22 protein-coding genes are annotated in these 20,494 nt (G+C 37.6%); 14 read left to right on the plus strand and 8 right to left on the minus strand.

The window, feature by feature from the left end; all coding sequences use genetic code 11:
* Window positions 1-688: 688 nt before the first annotated feature.
* Window positions 689-1,429: a peptidylprolyl isomerase gene (locus tag G3O09_RS00005; protein WP_163098803.1), complete on the minus strand. Its 741-nt coding sequence runs from the start codon at window positions 1,427-1,429 to the stop codon at window positions 689-691.
* A 145-nt stretch (window positions 1,430-1,574) separates the two neighbouring features.
* Here G3O09_RS00005 and kapB point away from each other — a divergent pair, with 145 nt between their 5' ends.
* Complete coding sequence (gene kapB, locus G3O09_RS00010) at window positions 1,575-1,961, plus strand: kinase-associated lipoprotein KapB (protein WP_163098805.1); 387 nt, start codon at window positions 1,575-1,577, stop codon at window positions 1,959-1,961.
* Between the two features lie 47 nt (window positions 1,962-2,008).
* Here kapB and kapD read toward each other — a convergent pair whose 3' ends face one another.
* The gene (kapD, locus tag G3O09_RS00015; protein ID WP_163098807.1) at window positions 2,009-2,632 is read right to left on the minus strand and encodes a 3'-5' exonuclease KapD; all 624 of its coding nucleotides are present in this window, start codon (window positions 2,630-2,632) and stop codon (window positions 2,009-2,011) included.
* Between the two features lie 246 nt (window positions 2,633-2,878).
* Here kapD and G3O09_RS00020 point away from each other — a divergent pair, with 246 nt between their 5' ends.
* Window positions 2,879-4,732 (plus strand): transglycosylase domain-containing protein, encoded by a 1,854-nt coding sequence (locus G3O09_RS00020; protein WP_163098809.1) that lies wholly within the window; start codon window positions 2,879-2,881, stop codon window positions 4,730-4,732.
* Between the two features lie 44 nt (window positions 4,733-4,776).
* Here the strand turns inward: G3O09_RS00020 and G3O09_RS00025 are convergent, their stop codons facing one another.
* Window positions 4,777-5,220, minus strand: a complete 444-nt coding sequence (locus G3O09_RS00025; protein ID WP_163098810.1) for a GNAT family N-acetyltransferase — start codon at window positions 5,218-5,220, stop codon at window positions 4,777-4,779.
* Between the two features lie 14 nt (window positions 5,221-5,234).
* Entirely contained in the window at window positions 5,235-5,792 is a 558-nt protein-coding gene (locus G3O09_RS00030) for a DUF5366 family protein (RefSeq protein ID WP_163098812.1), read from the minus strand.
* Between the two features lie 210 nt (window positions 5,793-6,002).
* On the opposite strand from G3O09_RS00030, the gene G3O09_RS00035 reads away from it, so the two are divergent.
* From G3O09_RS00035 to G3O09_RS00050, 4 genes are read left to right on the plus strand one after another with little or no spacing between them, the layout of a single operon-like run.
* Complete coding sequence (locus tag G3O09_RS00035) at window positions 6,003-6,710, plus strand: response regulator transcription factor (protein WP_163098814.1); 708 nt, start codon at window positions 6,003-6,005, stop codon at window positions 6,708-6,710.
* Window positions 6,707-8,179: a sensor histidine kinase gene (locus G3O09_RS00040; protein ID WP_163098816.1), complete on the plus strand. Its 1,473-nt coding sequence runs from the start codon at window positions 6,707-6,709 to the stop codon at window positions 8,177-8,179. The genes G3O09_RS00035 and G3O09_RS00040 overlap by 4 nt, the downstream gene beginning before the upstream one ends.
* 1 nt (window position 8,180) lies before the next feature.
* Window positions 8,181-9,302 (plus strand): LolA family protein, encoded by a 1,122-nt coding sequence (locus G3O09_RS00045; protein ID WP_163098818.1) that lies wholly within the window; start codon window positions 8,181-8,183, stop codon window positions 9,300-9,302.
* Window positions 9,303-9,312: 10 nt separating this feature from the next.
* A complete protein-coding gene (locus G3O09_RS00050) occupies window positions 9,313-9,903 on the plus strand; it encodes a hypothetical protein (protein ID WP_163098820.1) in 591 nt (196 codons plus the stop codon).
* 49 nt (window positions 9,904-9,952) lie between these two features.
* Here G3O09_RS00050 and G3O09_RS00055 read toward each other — a convergent pair whose 3' ends face one another.
* Complete coding sequence (locus G3O09_RS00055) at window positions 9,953-10,210, minus strand: hypothetical protein (protein WP_163098822.1); 258 nt, start codon at window positions 10,208-10,210, stop codon at window positions 9,953-9,955.
* Window positions 10,211-10,540: 330 nt separating this feature from the next.
* Between G3O09_RS00055 and G3O09_RS00060 the strand changes: the two genes are divergently transcribed.
* From G3O09_RS00060 to mnhG, 7 genes are read left to right on the plus strand one after another with little or no spacing between them, the layout of a single operon-like run.
* Window positions 10,541-12,943, plus strand: coding sequence for a Na+/H+ antiporter subunit A (locus tag G3O09_RS00060; protein WP_163098824.1), 2,403 nt, complete (start codon window positions 10,541-10,543; stop codon window positions 12,941-12,943).
* Window positions 12,940-13,365 (plus strand): Na(+)/H(+) antiporter subunit B, encoded by a 426-nt coding sequence (locus G3O09_RS00065; RefSeq protein ID WP_163098825.1) that lies wholly within the window; start codon window positions 12,940-12,942, stop codon window positions 13,363-13,365. Before G3O09_RS00060 ends, G3O09_RS00065 begins: the two co-directional genes overlap by 4 nt.
* On the plus strand, window positions 13,365-13,706 hold the full coding sequence (locus G3O09_RS00070) for a Na(+)/H(+) antiporter subunit C (protein WP_163098827.1): 342 nt from the start codon (window positions 13,365-13,367) through the stop codon (window positions 13,704-13,706). Before G3O09_RS00065 ends, G3O09_RS00070 begins: the two co-directional genes overlap by 1 nt.
* Window positions 13,699-15,177 carry a Na+/H+ antiporter subunit D gene (locus tag G3O09_RS00075; protein ID WP_163098829.1) on the plus strand — a complete coding sequence of 493 codons (1,479 nt, stop codon included), beginning with the start codon at window positions 13,699-13,701 and terminating at the stop codon, window positions 15,175-15,177. Before G3O09_RS00070 ends, G3O09_RS00075 begins: the two co-directional genes overlap by 8 nt.
* A 5-nt stretch (window positions 15,178-15,182) precedes the next feature.
* Window positions 15,183-15,659, plus strand: a complete 477-nt coding sequence (locus G3O09_RS00080; protein ID WP_163098831.1) for a Na+/H+ antiporter subunit E — start codon at window positions 15,183-15,185, stop codon at window positions 15,657-15,659.
* The gene (locus tag G3O09_RS00085) at window positions 15,659-15,943 is read left to right on the plus strand and encodes a Na(+)/H(+) antiporter subunit F1 (protein ID WP_163098833.1); all 285 of its coding nucleotides are present in this window, start codon (window positions 15,659-15,661) and stop codon (window positions 15,941-15,943) included. The genes G3O09_RS00080 and G3O09_RS00085 overlap by 1 nt, the downstream gene beginning before the upstream one ends.
* Entirely contained in the window at window positions 15,927-16,289 is a 363-nt protein-coding gene (gene mnhG, locus G3O09_RS00090) for a monovalent cation/H(+) antiporter subunit G (RefSeq protein WP_163098835.1), read from the plus strand. The genes G3O09_RS00085 and mnhG overlap by 17 nt, the downstream gene beginning before the upstream one ends.
* A 362-nt stretch (window positions 16,290-16,651) precedes the next feature.
* On the opposite strand, the gene G3O09_RS00095 is transcribed toward mnhG, so the two are convergent.
* From G3O09_RS00095 to G3O09_RS00105, 3 genes are all read right to left on the minus strand, one after another.
* Window positions 16,652-17,038 carry a hotdog fold thioesterase gene (locus G3O09_RS00095; RefSeq protein ID WP_163098836.1) on the minus strand — a complete coding sequence of 129 codons (387 nt, stop codon included), beginning with the start codon at window positions 17,036-17,038 and terminating at the stop codon, window positions 16,652-16,654.
* A gap of 16 nt (window positions 17,039-17,054) precedes the next feature.
* Complete coding sequence (locus G3O09_RS00100) at window positions 17,055-17,666, minus strand: DedA family protein (protein ID WP_163098838.1); 612 nt, start codon at window positions 17,664-17,666, stop codon at window positions 17,055-17,057.
* Between the two features lie 605 nt (window positions 17,667-18,271).
* Window positions 18,272-19,768, minus strand: a complete 1,497-nt coding sequence (locus tag G3O09_RS00105; protein ID WP_163098840.1) for a leucyl aminopeptidase — start codon at window positions 19,766-19,768, stop codon at window positions 18,272-18,274.
* Window positions 19,769-20,003: 235 nt separating this feature from the next.
* Here G3O09_RS00105 and G3O09_RS00110 point away from each other — a divergent pair, with 235 nt between their 5' ends.
* Window positions 20,004-20,486: a divergent PAP2 family protein gene (locus tag G3O09_RS00110; RefSeq protein WP_163098842.1), complete on the plus strand. Its 483-nt coding sequence runs from the start codon at window positions 20,004-20,006 to the stop codon at window positions 20,484-20,486.
* Window positions 20,487-20,494 lie beyond the last annotated feature (8 nt).

The raw sequence follows: 20,494 nt of genomic DNA on the forward strand, positions 1-20,494 counted from the left end.
ATTCCAAAAACGACTAAACCATCGTGCTCCGATTGAGTATCGAATCACGATGGCTGCATAGTCTTTTTTAGAGCTGTCTACTTGACGGGGTTAAGTCCATTTTCTCGGTCTTTTTCTTTGAGTCAAACTCACCACGAAATATAATAGAGTCATCCATGCTAATAAAAATTCTCACCATGGCACATGAAATCCATGGTGGTGCCTTATTTAAGAAATAATTTTTAGGCTTAGACTTAAATAAGAATCAAAACTAGCATTTGAATGTACTTTTAAATCCATTCATTACTTCATTAGACATTTTACTCTTCGTTTCAGCCTTGAAACCCAATATCCTGAATGATAATTAATTGCTTTTTAGTGGGACCCCGAATCTTTTATCGAAACTGAAAGATTTATAATCGAAACTGGAAAAATACACTCGGTACCAGGAAAAATAAAATCGAAATGGCCAAAATATAATCGAAAGTCCCCAAATATCGATTATTCGACAAATTCAACCTAAAACTTACACGGAAATTCACTTATTGGTTAGCTCAATTATTGTCATTAGGCTAGGTTATGGATGTGTAGTACTTCTACAATATTTTGGTGTATACTCATGATATTTGTTTGAAGTTTTTTTCAAGCTAACCCAAGTGAAACGAAAAAGGAGAAGACTCCATATTGGACGTCATCCTCCTCTAAATAATTATTGAATGATGTTAATTTTTTTAATGATTATGTCTTCCACAGGCTTGTCTGCTTCAGCCGTCTCAACATTAGCCATAGAGTCCACTACATCCATACCCTCTACCACTTGTCCAAATACTGTATGCTTTTGATCAAGCCATGGTGTTCCACCATGCTTTGCATATAGTTTAACCACTTCTTCAGGATAACCTGCCTTCAGCATTTGATCCTGAAGCCCCTCGTCTACCTTGCTTGCCTGAACAATGAAGAATTGGCTTCCATTTGTCCCAGGTCCTGAATTCGCCATGGAAAGCGCGCCACGGAAATTGTAAAGCTGCATGGAGAATTCATCTTCGAATGGAGCTCCCCAAATACTTTCTCCTCCCATTCCGGTTCCTTGTGGGTCACCACCCTGCACCATGAAATCCTTGATGACACGATGGAAGGAAACACCATCATAGTATCCCTTTTCTGCATGTGTGACGAAGTTTTCAACCGCCTTGGGAGCCATTTTAGGGAAAAGCTTGATTTTGATATCTCCCATGGATGTTTCCATCAAAACAACCTTTTCGTCTGCTTTGATTTCTTTAAATTGTGGGTAATCCCCAGCAGTTTCTCCCTCATTACCTTGAGTAGAATCATCCTTTTTTTCTTCCGTTACAGTTGGTTTTTCTTGCTTCTTTGCTTCATCCTTACTCGTTCCACATGCCGTTAATACGAGCATGATGGAAATTAAGAGTAATACTAACGATTTTTTCATTATATCTACCTCCACTAAAAACTTTACATGATTTCAACTCAAAAATCACTAGAGTCGATAAATTTTCAATTAAGTAGAGAGAATCCTTGTTTTTAATTCAGTTTCATATGTATGATGAATACAAAAATAATGAGAAGGTGTCATCATGACAGAAGGAAGTTTTAAGATTGGAGATTACGTCACTGCCATTTATAAGACTGGGAAATATATCGGAGAAATCACAGCTGTTAGACCATCTTCGTATTTAGTTAAAATAGGGGCAGTGGAAAAACATCCAATGCAAGGAGATCTACATAATCCTAAACAAACAGAGGTAGGGATGTTCCATCAACGTCGAGCACTTGCATTCAGGGAACAGACAAATGTCCCATTAAATATGGTAAGGCCTTTTGAAGGAAAAGTTCCAGATTATAAGGAATCTTTGCGCGAAGCAGTCAATAAAATGAAAATGAACCTAAGTGAAGAAAATAGTCCATGGAGTCTAAAAAGCTTGGAAATGCTTGAAGACCTAGAAAGGGATTACTTTAAGTAATGGTTAAAAAATATAAAAAGCCAAATCACTTTAGAGGATTTGGCTTTTTATAATGCAAATTTATTTAATACCTTTGACAGGTCAATTCGGTCTCCAATTGTTGTTGGTTGATGCTTTTCCATATACTTCTTGTCCTTTTCTACCAGGTTAAAAATATTATAAGTGGTCATTGCATCATCTAATGCACGATGGTGTTTACCTACTCCCTCTTTACCGTACTCTTGGACCGCTTTCCATAGGCCTGTCTGATTTTGATCCCCAAAAAATCTTTTATACTCCATAGAGAGGTCGACAAACTTACCTTTGAACGGAAATTCCACCCCGGCATTTTGACAATTGTTACGAAGGACTTTCATATCCATGTTCCCCCAAGTAACAACGACACTCGGTTGATCCATTTCTAAGTCCATAAGCATATTAGCTAGCTCTTCAAATGGAATGCCTTGATCAACATGGTCTTGACTGATCTTGAGAAAGTTTTTACACCGTTCTGATAGGATAGGGAACTTCTTTGGTTTAACGAATGTAGAGAATTGATGTATTATTTTATCTCCCTGAACTTGCAAAGCACCCACTTCAATAATTTCAGGAAAAAATCCTTCTGGCTTTGGTTTTCCCTCTGGCATAGTAAATTCGAAATCAATGAATAAATATTTTTGATTATTTTCCACTTTACATTCCTCCTTTATTCATATATTTCAATGACTCTCAATCTACTAATATTTCCTTATTGAAAAATTATAGCAGATTCAACGATTGGCAGAGTCAAACTAGAATAATTTTTTTCAAGGGTTTCCCCTTTTTAATAGATTTGTGCTTTATACTATTTTCTAGAATACAACTTTAGTTGCAGTTTTTCATTTTCGTATAATGCTTGTCTAACTACAAGAACTGCAATAGTCAGGAAGATCAACAATATGCGTACCTTCTTCGGATACTTGCTTATTTTACTACTCGTCCCTCTTTTCGCCTTATTGACCATATTGACATACAATGAATTGAATTCATTTCAGCCGTTACAACAGTATCTAGATAAACATATACCAATCAAGGATGCCTCTTTATCTGTCAACAGTGTAATGACTGCTTCAGATGGTAGCACCATTTCTGAAATCTATAATGAACAGAACCGGGTATACCTACAACTGGATGAGATACCAACTTTCATGAAAGATTTGTTCATTACAACCGAGGATCAGCATTTTTTTGAACATAAGGGTGTGGATGCACTCGCCATTACTCGAGCCATTCTTGTGAACTCTCAAAATCAGGCGCTCGAACAAGGTGGTAGCACGATCACACAGCAGCTTGCAAGAAATCTATTTTTAAACCATGAAAAAACTTATAATCGTAAGCTATCTGAACTTCTTTACTCCTATCAATTGGAATGGAACCTTTCAAAGGAAGAGATATTAGAGTTATATTTGAATGCAATCTATTTCCAAAATGGTGCGTATGGAATTGAAGCCGCTTCCCAAAAATATTTTAATAAATCGGTTTCTAAGTTGTCCAAAGCAGAAATGGCATTCATTGCTGCAATTCCCAACAACCCGAATTTATATAATCCTATTAAACACTTTGAAGCGACTAAGGAACGGCAAGAGCGATTGCTAGAACAAATGCTTACTGCTGGTAAACTCAAACATTCCCAGTATAGTGAACTAATCCAAGAAAAAGTCTCACTACGGATAGATAAACGGGTTAACCTTTATCCTGATTACGTTACATATGTGGAGAAAGAGCTACACGAATTAGTAGCCCAACAGGAGGGCTTATCCCTTTTAGAATCAGACTTTGTCCTTCGCACAAAAAACAAGGAGCTTGTTGCTCATAAAGTGAAAGAGTTGCTAGAATCAGGAATCATCATTAACACGGCTCTCGATAAAGACCTTCAGCTTCAAGCAAAACGGGCCATTGATAATGAGCTTTCCACTACTGGAATACAAGGGGTTGCTGTTGTTATACAACATCATACGCACGAGCTTGTCTCGTTGACTGGGGGAAAGTATTATAAAAAATATTCTTTTCACCGCGGATTTCAAAGTTTTAGACAGCCTGGATCTGCCATTAAGCCTTTGTTGGTCTATGCTCCATATATAGATCAGACTAATGCATCATTGGATGAAACGATTGACTCTAGAAATTTTTGTGAAAAGGGCTATTGTCCCGATAACTATGATGGGGCAACTTATGATAGCGTTACTCTGGAAAAGGCATTTGCAAAATCCATCAATACACCTGCTGTGAGGCTATTGGACAAAATAGGCATAAGAAAAGGCTTTTCTTATTTAGAGCCATTCCATTTCACAAAGGTTTCTGACCAGGATCAAGGATTGGCCGCTGCTGTCGGGGGATTTACTTATGGAATGAGCCCCCTTCAATTAACATCTGCCTATACCTCTTTCGTGGATGGAAACTATACTCCTTCAAGAGCGATCCGCAGTGTAACCGATCGACAAGGTAAGGTTCTTTATCAATGGCAAGACAAGCCTATTAGAGTCTGGAAGGATTCCACAGTAGAAAAAATGAGGCAACTACTACAAAGTGTAGTTAAAGAAGGGACAGCTCGAAAAGCCTATTATCCGAGTTCTTATATTGGCGGAAAAACTGGTACCACCAACGATGTGAAGGATCTATGGTTCGTAGGGATGGATGACACTTATACGACGGGGGTTTGGATGGGCAAGGACCGCCCTGCTAGTATAGAGTCATTTTCTAAATCTTCCCCCCATTTACGTGCATGGAAAAAAATTATGCAGACTACCCAATAAGGCAAAGAGCGAGACCCAAGCTTGGATCTCGCTCCTTTTTCGTTCTATCGCTCAAAGAAGCTTAAGTAAAACCTTGGTGCCGCCTCCAGGTCATGCAACCAACGAAAACCCTTCTTTTCATAAAGCCTTTTTGCAGGGGTATTATCCTTCCCTGTTGAAACAATAAATCGATGAGAAGGATACATCGACAACAGCTCCTCTAATAACTTACTTGCAATTCCCTTTCTAAAATGATCCGGATGTACAATCAGACGACAAATCGCTAACTCGTGTCCTTCCTTGGTATATGAGACTGCTCCTGCTAATTTATTTTCCACGAACCATCCGATAAATGCTTCATTACATCTTTTCAATTGTGCTTTAGATTCCTTTAATGGGGGAATATCATAAAAATTGATCAGGTTTGCCTCGACCATATATGATGCTTGTTGTATAAGGAATAATTCATCCAAAATCATATTGTCATTCAAATCTAGAATCTGTTTCATTCCTCACCCTCCTCCTAAACTGGCAAACTAGCAATCATACTGTTATAAAGCTTTAATAGCGACAAAGCTACAGTCAGTAAAAGAATCGACCATATAAACGTATGAAAGAAAATCAATCCTATTAAACCTGCATTGGATAATGTGGGACTTATGATATTCACGAAATAAACAAAAGCAACAACCGTTGTAATGATAAAGGCAGCTAGTATAAATAAAATGGATTTGACCATCAATAAAGATAAAACTCCTCCAATAACGTAAATAACCGATACTTTACGGACACTCTTCAAGCTATCTCCCTCAGAATCCTTTGAAAAGAACAATAATGAAAATTCAAGAATTGTATCTGAGATGAGTTTTAAGGCAGCGAAAATCATAAAGAAGCAAATAAAAGCAGCAAGTAGCAAGGATAATTTAATACCTGTCACTGAAAAAAACTCTCGCATCCCATCGTATACCCCGATGTTTTTCAACAGGATAAGGGCTTCCATTTCTCCATAAATCGCGAATGATAACGAGAAAAGAATAATTGATATCAAGGGAAAATACCCTGTCAAATATGTATTTTTCATTACTGATCTCCATTTTCAAACTATTTTCATCTTTTCATTATGCAAAACCTTAAGCGAAAGGACAAATTTATTTTATACTCCCTCCATCTTCCTTTACAATAATACCATCAATAAAAAATACATTTTTTTACTAAAAAGAAAAAATAAAGAAATTATTAAGTTTCATTTTATGTACTTTTTTACACATACAATGATTTTGAGGGGATTTATATGGTAAAACAATCCATTTTGGTAGTTGAAGATGACAAAGAGATTGCCACGATCATTTTAAAGTTTTTAAGAGAAAGAGACTATCAGGTCACCTGGGCATCAACTGGCACTGAGGGATGGGAGGATTTCAAAAGTGGAACATATGATTTGGCAATCATCGATTTAATGCTTCCTGGTATGGATGGCTTTACAATGTGTCAAAACATTCGATGGACTAGTCAGATTCCTCTGCTGATTCTGAGTGCCCGACATGAAGAAGATGATAAGGTTAGGGGATTGAAAATCGGTGCGGATGATTATATGACAAAGCCTTTTAGTTTAAGGGAGCTTGAGGCTAGGGTGGAATCACAGCTTCGGAGATATGGAAGGTATCAGGAGGAAATATATCATGAGGATGTGCTTGAATATGCAGGTGGTCTGACGATATACCCTGAAAAAAAAGAAATCCTCCTCAATGGAGATTCTATCCTCTTAACCTCAAAGGAATTTTCATTACTCATGCTGTTATGTCAAAATCCGCAACATGCTTTTACGAAGAAGGAGCTTTATGAGCACATCTGGCAGCAACAAGATGTATCCGGAAATAATACGGTGACCGTCCATATTAAGAGCTTGCGAGACAAAATAAAGGATCCATTAAAAAATCCAATATATATCCAAACAATCTGGGGTCAAGGATATCGGTTTATCGGGGTAGGCAAGAAATGAAAATGAAGACGTGGCTAATGACCTCCTATTTACTCATCATGTCGATTCCGTTATTGATTTTATTCATGTTACTCATAATGGTTCAGTCTTGGGATGAAAAAAAAGACATTTCGGACTATCTCTCGGTTCAATCTAAGCTAACCTATTATGAAAGTGTTTTGGAAAATCCAATTTTATATGGATGGCCAGATTCAAATTTACAGAGAATGAATGAGTTAAAACGATTAGAAGGCTTATCTCAGACTGGTGTAAGATTTGTGCTGTATGATTCGTCAGGTACCCCCCTCTTTTCAGCGCCATATTCGCCTGGCAAACAATTATCCAGCGAAGAGATGTTCCAAGATCTATATGAACTTAAGGCAGGATACCAAACCTTTCAATACAAAAAGCCTGTCATTATGGATAATGAAACAATTGGATTTTATATGGTCATCTTCCCTCGTGATGAATGGATCTCTGGAGTCCAGTTCCAGAAAAATGTTGCGATCCTGCTCTTCGTAACTTCATTTTTAATCTTATACGGGCTTAGTTATCTTTTTCTTAAAAAGAAGCTGCTATTACCAATTCGAGAACTACTTTTTGATATGGATCAATTCGCCAAAGGCCATTCTGTCCAAAAACGGTCCTATCACGGGAGAAAAGACGAAATCGGAGAATTATTCCAAGGTTTCAGCTCCATGCAGGATGAAATAGTCACCCAACAAGCCGCATTGTTAGAACAACAAAAACAAAAAGAGTATATTGCTGCTTCGATTGCCCATGACATAAAAACTCCTTTAACGTCAATCAGGGCTTCTGCTGAACAACTTACATTGGATAAGCAAACAGAATGGGTAAGCTTTAGATCAACTATTTTAGAAAAATCCGATTATATTCATGGCCTTATCGATGATTTAAGTATTTATACGATATTACAAGGTGATGAATATGAATTGCCCACTATCAAAGTCGACGCTGGGGAATTTTTTGAAATGCTTTTATCAGGTTACGAGGAGCTGGCAATCGAACATCGCATCCTGTTCACAACAACCGTAATCGCATCTGGAAATGTCTATGTACATCCAAACCAGTTGATTCGTGTTATTGATAACCTCATTTCCAATGCATTTAATCATGTAGCTCCAAACGGTAAGGTATGGGCTGGTGGGCTAACGACACAATACACACTCCCAGAATGGATTTTCGGGCCACATCGAAACAAAATAAATATTACAGAGAAGCAGCAAGTATTGTTGATTGTACAGAACGAAGGAGAATTTGTTCCTCATCAGGATATAGAAAAACTGTTTGAGCCTTTGTATCAAAGAGACCCTTCAAGGACCAATCGTTCCTCCATCGGAAGTGGCCTTGGGCTTTCTATCGTAAAGTCAATTATTGAAAAACATGGAGGGACTATTTCTTTTTTATCAACAGAAGGCTATGGTTCGACTGTGATCTGTCATTTACCTCTGGCGACGGAGGTGGATTAAATTGCGCTATTTAATCATTTATCTAGTGGTGACTTGTTGCTTGATGTCTGGTTGCTCTACAAACTCAGCTCTATCCGATGAATCAATGATTTTTTCTATTATAGATCAGAAAAAATCTTTGTCCTATCCAACATTTTATTTAGAAAAGAAAGTTTCTGTGTATCAAAACGGATCACTTATTAGTCAAGAAGACATCCGTTGGTGGCGAGATTCTATCCAAAGGAAAGAACGAAAAGAGTTCATGCATTCTAGTGGTGAACGAGAAATTTTAATTACAGATGACAAGCAATCTATTAACTGGAGACATAACAAACAGCTTGTCCAATATGAAATTTCAGCACCTGAAGAAATAGATAGTACATTTTTCTTAAAAGAACAAACCATCCAATATTTAGAAAACGTTAGGGATTCATATGAACTTACCTTAGTGGAAGAAGATACAATTAGTTCTTTTCACACCTATCGTATCAATGCACTTCCCAAAAAAGCATCCGCAAAAAAAGACTATATCTCGATTTGGATTGACAAAAAATCTTGGATGATCGTCAAGGAAATCAAACATTCAGGGGATGCGCGAGTAGAGACAAGAGTCACTAAGTTCCAAAAAAATCAAACCTTTTCTAATGACACTTTCTTTTTACACACCATAAAAGCTACCAGACCTAAACCAAGTCCTAAGAAGATTATGAAACCAATAGATTCAACCTTTTATGAAAATCAAGAAATGTATGGTCAATTCCAAAGGGAAAATTGGGGGATGCCAGTAGATGTATCCGAAATTCAACCAAATTTCATCGGTGCTTACACCCCTCCTATAGAAAAAGATTTAGAACTTTACAGTCTTCAATTAAATGATGTGAAAAATGCATTTTTGGCTGTGTATACAAAAGAAGGCCACAAAACTTATGACCTTGCAGTATCTAAAGGAAAATCAATTCTTGGTGCCAGTAAACATTCAGTGAAATATCTATTCCATGGCTCACCAGTTGAATACATTTTAGGTTCTGATAAACAGGTGACGCTATCTTGGTACTATAAAAATTATACTTACAATTTAACCATTTACCATTCAGAGCTAGAGAACATTCAGCCTTTGTTAAACAGTTTAATTCCGATAAAATGAGGTGAGGTAAATGAAAAGGTTTTTTATTCTATGTTCTTTCATATTTATTGGCTGTTTTGCTTTAGGATCTTTAACTATTCCTAATGGGTCTGCAAGTACAAAATATTCTGTGACGATGGAGAAATACCTTGAAGATACAGTCCATTATTATAATGATGATACGATGAAAACCCTTGCAATGACAGAAGTGTACGGTACAGTGACAAAAATCCTAAGACTGGATGATCCCAGTACAGAAGAGAATGAAGAAAGGATTGAAAAATATAAAAGCAATCTAGTCATTGCCTTTGTCGAATATGAGCAAGTTAGAGATTCCATTTTTTTCTTCACCAAAAAAGAATTTTTGTATTATGACAAGGATCGGAATGAATTTCTTCTTCCAGGTAACGTTTTAGGTAATAAAGAGGTAAAGGAATTTTTTAATAAATACTTAGAGGATATGGGGAAGGAGATACAAACACCTTCATTATTGAAGTTTATGGTCAGTTTATTCTTAGCATTATTCATTCCAGTAATAATCCTAATAATGAAGGAAGCATCACATAAAGAATCAGCCTTTTCCATCCATCAACGGCAAACTCAAAGAAACCTTAAAGCATAATCATCCTTTAGCTAATTACCACCGTCATTGGACGGTGGTTTTTCACTATTTATTTTGCATCTGGTCGAGGATTTACTGTCAGCGATTGTTTAGGTGGGAAATGCATATAGTGCCTAGTTTTGACAATAATAATATTTTCATCAAAAGCACCGAAAGTACCCTTCCCTTGTGGAAGAACAAGCTGTGTAGTCAATACATCGGAGCGAATTTTAACAATATTTCTTTCCAGCGAGTGATTGATTATAAAAGCCGACCAGAATAAGCCTGCAAAGATGCTTAGCGAAATGATAGCCTGTTTTTTGTACATGCAATTCGCCTCCTAATAGGTAGAGTGACAAAATTAGACATATACTATTCATATTGGAAAAAAATTTATTTTCGAGGGCTAATATACGTGTTTCTTCCTATTTATTTATTTTAAGTAAAAGCTTACAATGTTAGGCTTTCCGAAATGCATGCCCATTAATTTTACGTTATACTTTTCAATAAACACCTATATACAAGCTGAATGGCAAGTAGCATCATTTTACATAATAAAATCAAAATAAAGTTTTTTCTGTGTAGGAGCTACTTTTCCTATAGAACCTGTGTCCTTCAGCGAGAATATATCACTATTTATCTAAAAGGAGGGGTTCCTATGTCTTGGATGCACCTAGCCATCTTATCACCGTTTTTATTGGCTATTTTCATACCAATTTTATATAAGCAGTTTCGTTCTATACATACTGGGTGGTTCGTACTATTACTCCCTGTTCTACTGTTTATGTTCTTTTCTAGGTTGATTCCTTTTACCATTCATGGTAAACAAATCCTTCAATCCTATGAGTGGATTCCTTCCTTAGGCATCGGGTTTGATGTTTACTTGGACGGACTGTCTTTATTGTTTGCATTATTAATTACCGGTATTGGCGCACTTGTCGTCCTTTATTCGATTTATTACTTAGCAAAAGATAAAGAAAAGCTAAATCATTTCTATGTATATTTGCTTTTGTTCATGGGATCCATGTTAGGGGTAGTGTTATCAGATAACCTAATAGTACTGTATACCTTTTGGGAGTTCACAAGTTTTTCTTCATTCCTCTTGATTGGATATTGGTCTCACCGAGAAAGATCAAGATACGGGGCCCAAAAATCGATGTTAATTACAGTTTTGGGTGGTTTGAGCATGCTTGGAGGATTCATCCTTCTCTCCATAATGGGCGATACATTCAGCATTCGGGACCTATTCTCCCAATCAGAAGAGATATTTAACCATTCTTTATTCATTCCAGCGATGTTGCTTATCTTACTTGGGGCGTTTACAAAGTCCGCTCAGTTTCCATTTCATATCTGGTTACCCGATGCAATGGAAGCCCCAACTCCTGTAAGTGCCTACCTTCACTCAGCTACGATGGTAAAGGCAGGGATTTATTTAGTGGCACGAATGAGTCCAATTTTTGCTGAATCTGGAGTTTGGCTGTGGCTAGTAGCAGGATTTGGAATCGTGACGTTGTTCTGGGGATCCTTCTCTGCAGTAAAACAAACCGATCTTAAGGGAATCTTAGCCTATTCGACTATAAGTCAGCTCGGGTTAATCATGTCCCTTTTAGGGATTGGGGCTGCCGCATTGCATTATGATCATTTAGATGAAAATTTGTACATGGCTGCCACAGTAGCTGCCATTTTCCATTTGATTAATCACGCGACATTTAAAGGCAGTCTTTTTATGGTGGTTGGGATCGTAGATCATGAAACAGGCACGAGGGATATCCGTAAATTAGGCGGACTCATCCACTTCATGCCTATCACATTTACTCTTGCAGTTATTGGTGCATTTTCTATGGCGGGACTTCCACCATTCAATGGATTTTTAAGTAAGGAAATGTTCTTTACAGGTATGATAAGAGTTTTGGAGCTTGATATATTCAATCTAGATACATGGGGAATTCTCTTCCCTGTCATCGCATGGATAGCATCAGTCTTCACCTTTATTTATAGTATGGTCATTATTTTCAAGACCTTCATGGGTAAACCACAATTAGAAAAATTAGAGAAGAAGCCACATGAAGCACCGATTGGCATGCTGATTTCTCCTGTCATTCTCGCTTCCCTCGTCGTTATTTTCGGATTCTTTCCTAATTTGCTTGCACCTACGATTATTGAGCCTGCCGTTTCGGCCATTATCCCAAGCATTTTTGGCCAAGGTAACCATGTGCATATTTCTTACTGGCACGGTTGGACACCTGAACTACTAATGACAATCGGGGTAATCATTGTTGGAATAATCCTGTTTAAAACTCTTTCAAAATGGGGTTCCATTTATAAGATTTTTCCAGAAAAAATGTCTCTCAACCATCTCTATGATTCGATGCTTGTGTGGATGGAGAAAATTTCTATCAAATTGACCAAGATGTTCATGACAGGGTTCATTAGAAATTATTTAGTTTACATTTTCCTGTTTTTCATTTTTTCTTTAGCAGCAACCTTGTATTTCAAAGATGGTTTCAACTTAAGCCTTGATAATACGGCTCCGATAGGAATTTATGAGGTTATATTAGCAATAGTTATTGCAGTTGCTTCCGTATCAATCCTTTTCGTCAAATCTCGTCTGACCTCTATCATCCTGCTAGGGTCTGTTGGTTATACCGTTTCCCTATTTTTTGTTCTATTCAGGGCACCGGATCTTGCATTAACCCAGCTAGTAGTTGAAACAGTCTCAGTAGCATTGTTCCTATTGTGCTTCTACCATCTTCCAAAGAAGTTGAACAAAGAAGAAAGACTAACTTTTAAATTGAATAATGCGATGATTTCTATTGGTGTAGGGGCTATTGTAACACTCATTGCCATTTCATCTCACAGCACTAAACTATTTGAAACAATTTCTAATTACTATGTAAAAGTTACATACAAGGAAGCAGGCGGAGAAAATATGGTCAATGTTATCCTTGTCGATTTCCGTGGCTTGGATACTATGTTCGAGATTACCGTATTGGGCATAGCTGCTATCGGAATCTATGCCATGATCAAACTACGTCTAACAAGGGGGAAGGAAAACGGATGAAGACTAATGACATCATTCTGCAAACTGTAACGAAAATTACCTTTTTCGTTATTATCCTTTTCTCTATACAGATTTTCTTTGCAGGTCACTATAACCCTGGTGGGGGCTTTATCGGCGGACTCATGACTTCGGCTGCTATCGTACTATTATTGTTGGCATACGATTTAAAAACTGTGGCACACATTCTGCCCATTAATTATCGAATTGTCATAGCAATTGGATTACTTATAGCTGTACTGACAGGAACAGGGGGATTATTTTTTGACGCCCCATTCCTTACACACGCATTCAACTATTTCCAACTGCCTCTTCTAGGGAAAACATCCCTTCACACAGCTGCCTTATTTGATTTAGGTGTGTACCTTGTCGTTATTGGTGTAACGATGACCATTATTCAAACGATTGGGGAGGATGATGAATAATGGAAATATTAATGGCTATTGTCGTTGGAATTTTATTTACATGTGCAACATATCTCATGCTTTCAAAAAGTATATTACGTATCATAATCGGAACAGGCTTATTGAGTCACGGAGCCCACTTACTTATCTTAACGATGGGTGGTTTAAAACGTGGAGCTGTCCCACTTTTAGGGGAACATGCTAAAAACTATGTTGATCCACTTCCTCAAGCTCTTATCTTGACTGCGATTGTCATCAGCTTTGGGGTAACCTCCTTTTTCCTGGTATTAGCATACAGAGCCTATCAGGAACTTGGAACGGACAATATGGATTTGTTGAGAGGTACGGAAGCTAATGAATAACCTTGTATTTTTGCCCGTTTTATTACCCTTATTGACAGGGATAATCTTGATCTTCTTCTCGAAATCTATTCCCTTACAAAGAACAGTGTCTGCCCTTTCATTCTTACTGGGCATATTCCTTTCCGTTTATCTAGTTTCTCAAGTCTACTCGAACGGGATTTTGACTCTGGACGTCAGCAATTGGAAAGCTCCATTCGGTATTACCATAGTAGCTGATATGCTTGCAGCATTGCTCGTTTTGACGACAAATATCATTGCGCTATGCGTACTCCTCTATTCGTTCACAAGTATAGGCATCGAACGCGAGAAATTTTACTATTACTCCTTTTTCAATTTCTTAATTGTAGGAGTGAATGGTGCCTTTCTTACAGGGGACGTTTTTAACCTATTTGTATTCTTTGAAGTCATGCTCATGTCTTCCTACGTGTTATTAGTGTTAGGTGGGACTAAGGTTCAGCTTCGAGAATCTCTGAAGTACATTTTAGTCAATGTCATTTCGTCAGCACTTTTTGTTATAGCAGTTGCTATGTTGTACTCCATCGTAGGGACTTTAAATATGGCAGATATTTCGAAAAGAGTAGCCGAAGTTGGACAACCTGGTCAGTTGACGGTAATTGCTATCCTTTTTCTGATAGTGTTTGGACTGAAAGGGGCTATATTCCCTTTATTCTATTGGCTACCAGGTTCCTATGCAGCTGCACCCACCCCTGTATTAGCCCTATTCGGTGCCTTGCTTACTAAAGTAGGTATTTATTCGATTTTCAGAACGTACACGTTGATTTTTTATCATGATTCTGAATTCACCCACCAATTCCTTGGAGTATTATCCCTTGTCACCATCATCATTGGAGTCATCGGGGCTGTTGCATACTGGGATTTAAAAAAAATCGTAATCTACAACATTGTCACCGCAGTTGGTGTCATTGCATACGGAATTTCATGCTTGAATGAAGCTGCGGTTATGGGTTCCGTTTTTTATTTAATTCATGACATGATCATTAAAGCTGCACTTTTCCTTTTGATTGGCATTATGGCAAAGATAGCTGGAACCTATAATTTAAGGGAATTCTCTGGTTTGATTCATAAGTACCCTTACGTCGGGTGGGCTTTTTTCATCGCAGCACTTAGTCTTGGGGGAATTCCTCCGTTAAGTGGTTTTGTTGGAAAGCTTTTAATTATTCAAGGGGCTTTCGAAGCGAAGGATTATTGGGGAGCTGGAATTATTTTAATGTCTAGTTTACTGGTCCTTTACTCCATTATGAAAATATTTATCAATGGTGTATGGGGAAAGCCGCAAGAATATAAAGGCTCACCTATCGGCATAAAAAGCATGCTTATTCCATCAGCTATTTTGGTCGCTATATCTGTGTTGTTTGGAATAGGGATTGAATTTTTATATCCTTATATTTCTGCAGCAACCGATACATTGATTGATCCAGCGATTTATATCGAAGCAGTTTTGAAGGAGTAGTGGGAATGGCATTTCAAATTTTGTTGAATTTCTTTCTTGCGTTTATATGGATGTTTTTAAAAACGAACTATGAAACGAAGACCTTTATTGTAGGATATTTATTAGGACTGCTTATCATATATGGAATGAGGAGATTTTTTGGATCAAGATTTTACCTATATAGAGTATGGGCAGTCATAATCCTTATTCTCATATTCATTAAAGAATTGATTTTATCCAATTTCTCAGTCCTGAAAGTAATATTAAAACCGAAACTCGATATTAAACCAGGTATTTTCGCATTACCAACCGTGCTAACCCAGGATTGGGAAATTACGATTCTTGCAAATTTAATAACATTGACTCCGGGAACTTTAGTAGTGGATGTATCGTATGACAACAAAATCCTATATATTCATGCAATGGATATTCAAGATGTACAAGATTCTATTCAATCCATCAAAACATCATTTGAGAAAGCAATCTTGGAGGTGAGCCGATAGTGTTTGAGACCATATTGATGATTTCTCTATTTTGCATCTCAATCTCGATGCTCGGCTTAATTTATCGCGTTATTAAAGGGCCATCTATTCCTGATCGGGTAGTCGCTCTGGATGCAATAGGAATTAACCTCATTGCAATTATTGCGCTAGTCTCCATCTTATTAAATACAAGTGCCTTCTTAGAAGTCATTCTATTATTAGGCATTCTTGCCTTTATTGGCACGGTGGCTTTCTCAAAATTCCTTGAGAAAGGAGAGATTATCGAACATGATCGAAATCGGTAAGATCATTGCAGGCGTTTTGTTATTGATTGGTGCCTTTTTAAGCCTTGTTACTGCTTTTGGGATTATTAGGTTACCAGATGTCTATACACGGAATCATGCAGCTTCCAAGAGCGCTACTCTTGGGGTTATGTCCATCCTATTAGGTACATTCCTCTATTTTTATATCGAACATGGACATTTTAATTCTCGTGTTCTTCTTGGGATTCTATTCATTTTCATCACCTCTCCTGTAGCTGGCCATTTAATTAGCCGTGCCGCTTATAATACAGGAGTCCCACTATGGGAAAAATCTGTTCAGGACGATTTGAAAAACAGCGAAAGACTCCATGACAAAGATCATCAATGATTTGACCCACTCAAAGGGTTTGTTTCTCTAGTACTGTAATAAAAAATAAAAAAGCAGTGCCAATAAATTTTGGCACTGCTCAAATTGTCGACAAAAGGTATCGAGAGTACGCTCTCTCGATACCTTTTGTCATTTTTGATGGTAGGCGAAAAGGTTGATTTCCGCTCCAGCCGCTTGCTTTCCGGGGGGCGTTCGCCGAGCCTCCTCGTCGCTACCGCTCCTGCGGGGTCTCGCCTGTAACGCTAATCCCCCAGGAGTCAAGCGCCTTCCGCTCCAATCAACCAGTGTCCTTGAATAATCAACTTAAAAACCTGTTCAATAAGCTTAGCAAAACAATTTATGAAAACAGGCTATGTAATAAATTATTTTCGTAATTGAATAACTGCCATTGTACAACGAGATATACAGATAAGTTGATCTTGTTCGTCTACGATTCTTATATCCCAAACCATGGTTGACTTACCTTTATGGGCAACTGTTCCAATAGCAGTTACCACTCCATCCCTTTTCCCTTTTATATGATTAGCATTAATCTCTAAGCCTACTACCGCTTGGGTCTCTTGATCAACAAGATGATAGGCACCTATACTTGCCACCGTTTCTGCAAGCGCAACAGAAGCACCTCCATGCAATAATCCAAAGGGCTGCCTAGTTCTTTCGTCTACTGGCATCGTAGCAATAACCTTCCCCTCAGATAACTCAACAATCTCCATGCCTAAGGCACTAATCATAGTGTTCCTTAAATCCATATAATTTTCCCCCTTTTTATTTTTGCTTACCTAATTCGGTACGTGGAAGCCTCCAGTATTTCACCAATTTAACGGAAACATATATAACGATTGTTCCCACAAAAAATGCAGTAGCACCTTTTTCATATTTAAATAGACCCTTTATTTCATCCCCTATGAAATAAGCAGTTATATAATAGGTGCAAAGCCATACCATTGCTCCACTATAAGCATATAACGCAAACTTCTTAAAGGGAAGTTTACTGAATCCAAAAATAAAGGGTAAAAGCAATCGAATGCCAGGGATAAAATAGCTAATGGACAAGGAAAATGCGTGATAACGCTTTAATAGCCGATTAGATCGGTGATACATCCGCTTGAACTTTGGTTTTTTTATTAAAAACATCAGTATTTTACGACCAAATACTCTACCTAATAAATACGCAGTCGTTAAAGCCCCTACGATTCCAAAGTAAGCTGTGATAAAGGTCCAAATAGGATGCATCATCCCGTTCGAGGCAGCAATAGAGATAGAAATGATCAGAATTTCATTCGGAATCGGAAAAGCAAATATACCTACCCAAAGATAAAGGAACAATCCCATATAACCAAAGTCGGTTAACCATCGAATGAAGCTTTCTATTTCCATCGTTCACACCTCTTTTCTCTAATTCCTCAACTTATACACATTGATAAAACCCACTTGTTTTACGATCATCTATCCTGATTTTTTATATTATACTTTCAATCATACGTAGGCAGAAGGGTTGGGGTGAATAAAAAGTCAGCTATCTTATAATGAGCAACCTTTGTATTTATTACCCTATAATTCTTATTTTAAAAACTTAATTGTTTTTCCTATTTGTTTTATAGGTATTAGACATTTTGATTGAATATCCTTTAATCATCTTAAAGTAATATTTTTCTAAATGAAATTATGTCCTCATCCTTAAAACAGAAGGCTGACCTTATTAGCCTATTCATTCATAATCCTCCTGTTTATATATTTTTTTATATTTTTTACATTATTTGGATATGCATAAACCTAGAAAAATGCGTGGGCACTGTAATGGTTCAATAGTCTTAATATACAAAAAACCCCATGCAAGAAGCATGAGGTGTAATACTTTTATTAATTTTGGGTGCTTAGTTAAACCAGACTGTTGATTGTAGCGAGAAGCGTGCCAATCAACTCAAACCATAAAAGTCCTAATAGACTTTAAGATTTGCCTTTTAAGTGAGAACTAAATTTAATTAATTTTCGAAACGTTCAACAAACAGCGCTAATGTCCTTGTCATAACACCGGTTGCTCCCGATGGACCTAAATCACTTGTTTTATTTGTTGTTGCAGTGCCTGCGATGTCTAAATGTACCCAAGGCGTGCCTTCAGCAAACTCTCCGATAAACGCGCCTCCCATGATAGCATGCCCTTCTCTACCTGGAGAATTGTTTAGGTCGGCAATTTTACTATTACGTACACGTTGTTTATCCTTTTCAGTAAGCGGAAGTCGCCACATCGGCTCGCCTGCTTCTACGGAAGCTTCTAACACTTGTTCGAACAAGCTTTCATTATTCGTTAATACACCTGTGATTTCTGTTCCTAGCGCAATGATTACACCACCTGTAAGAGTAGCTACATCGACTAAATAATCTGCTCCATGGTGTTTCGCGTACGTGACAGCATCTGCCAATACAAGTCGGCCTTCTGCATCCGTATTTAGGACTTCAATAGTTTTTCCATTCATAGCCGTAATGACATCATCTGGCTTGAATGCAGCTCCACTAATCATGTTATCAGTGGAAGGAATGACAGCTACAACGTTTTGGTCTGGCTTTAATTCACCAATGATTTCCATCGCACCCAGTACCGCAGCTGCACCACCCATATCAGTTTTCATGCCTACTATTCCATCTTTAGGCTTGATAGAATATCCGCCAGTATCAAAAGTGATACCTTTACCTACTAATCCAATAACGTCTTTCCATTCTTCTTTACCTTGGTATTTCAACACAATCATCTTAGGCGGTTCTACAGATCCTTGGTTGACGGCAAGGAAAGCGCCCATACCTAGTTTCTCCATATCTTCCTTTTCAAGAATTTCAGCTTCAAAACCATATTTTTCTGCAAGTTCGACTGCGTAGTTAGCCATTTCAGTTGCAGTAAGCATATTTCCTGGAATATTGACTAATGAACGTGCAGAATTTGTTCCTTTACCATACACATATCCTACTGTTAATGAGGCAGAGACTTCATCAATGTCGGTAGATGTAACGACCGTGATTGCTTCTACTTTCTTTTCTGGCTCATTCGATTTTTGTTTGTACCCATCAAATTTATAAGTTGATAAGGCAAAAGCTTCACTTAAAGCATATGCAGCGTCAGCAGCTTCTACTTGTTCACCCGTAAAAGAGTCTAAATCAACAGTTACGGTTTGATACTTTGACTTGTCCGCATAAGAAAAAGCCTTTCCAAAAGCTTCTTTCAATTCTTCAAACGTCAAATCTTTGGCTTTACCAAGACCAACGAAGACCACTCGCTTTGTTCCTGATTGACCTAGTGTATGTATGCTAGAAATCGCTTTTTTCTTTGTGGAGATGTCTCCATCCTTTAAAATATTCGCTACTTGTCCTTGTAAAGCTTGATTCACTTCATAGATGATTCCATTCTCAAGAGAAACGTTCTGTTTAACCCCGATTAGTAAACATTCATGCTGCTCCTGAGCTGTCCATTCATTTTTCACTGAAAACATAATAGCACCTCCAAAATAATTCTAACCTCATTATATCTGACTAGAGGGTTCATGACGATGATAAATTTCGACTACCTAAAGAAACGTTTAAATTGACCTAATTTTGTTTAAACATATGGTATCTCGAATATTAGAATACAATCTATACTCGAAAATTTACAGAAATAAGAGATTTTTATAACACAGTTTATGACATAATGGTTATATACTACATTCAAATGAAGAGGGTGATCCAATGGATTTATTAACAAATTTCCCTTTTATCGCTTCACTGATTGCCATCTTTTTCGCTCAATTTGTTAAAGTTCCTATCCAATACATAGCCTTAAAAAGATTAGACTGGACTTTACTGACAAGCACAGGTGGAATGCCAAGCTCTCATTCTGCAGCTGTTACTGCACTTGCAACTGGAGTTGCACTTGAAACAGGCGCAGATTCTGCTGTATTTGCAGTCTCCGCTATTTTCGCCATCATCACCATGTTTGATGCAACTGGGGTAAGAAGGCAGGCTGGTGAGCAGGCAGTGGTCTTGAACAGATTGGTCAGTGATTTCAACACCTTTTTGAAAGAAGCTAAAAAGTGGGAAGAAAATGGGGAAAGGCAAAAACAAATTAAATTGAAAGAATTGCTTGGACATAAACCGATTGAAGTGTTCTTCGGTGGATTAACAGGAATCTTCATTGCCTTACTTTTGCATGTATTCATCTATGGAGTATAGGAGGAAGT

Source organism: Peribacillus alkalitolerans (assembly GCF_010882125.1).
Classification (GTDB): domain Bacteria; phylum Bacillota; class Bacilli; order Bacillales; family DSM-1321; genus Bacillus_BN; species Bacillus_BN alkalitolerans.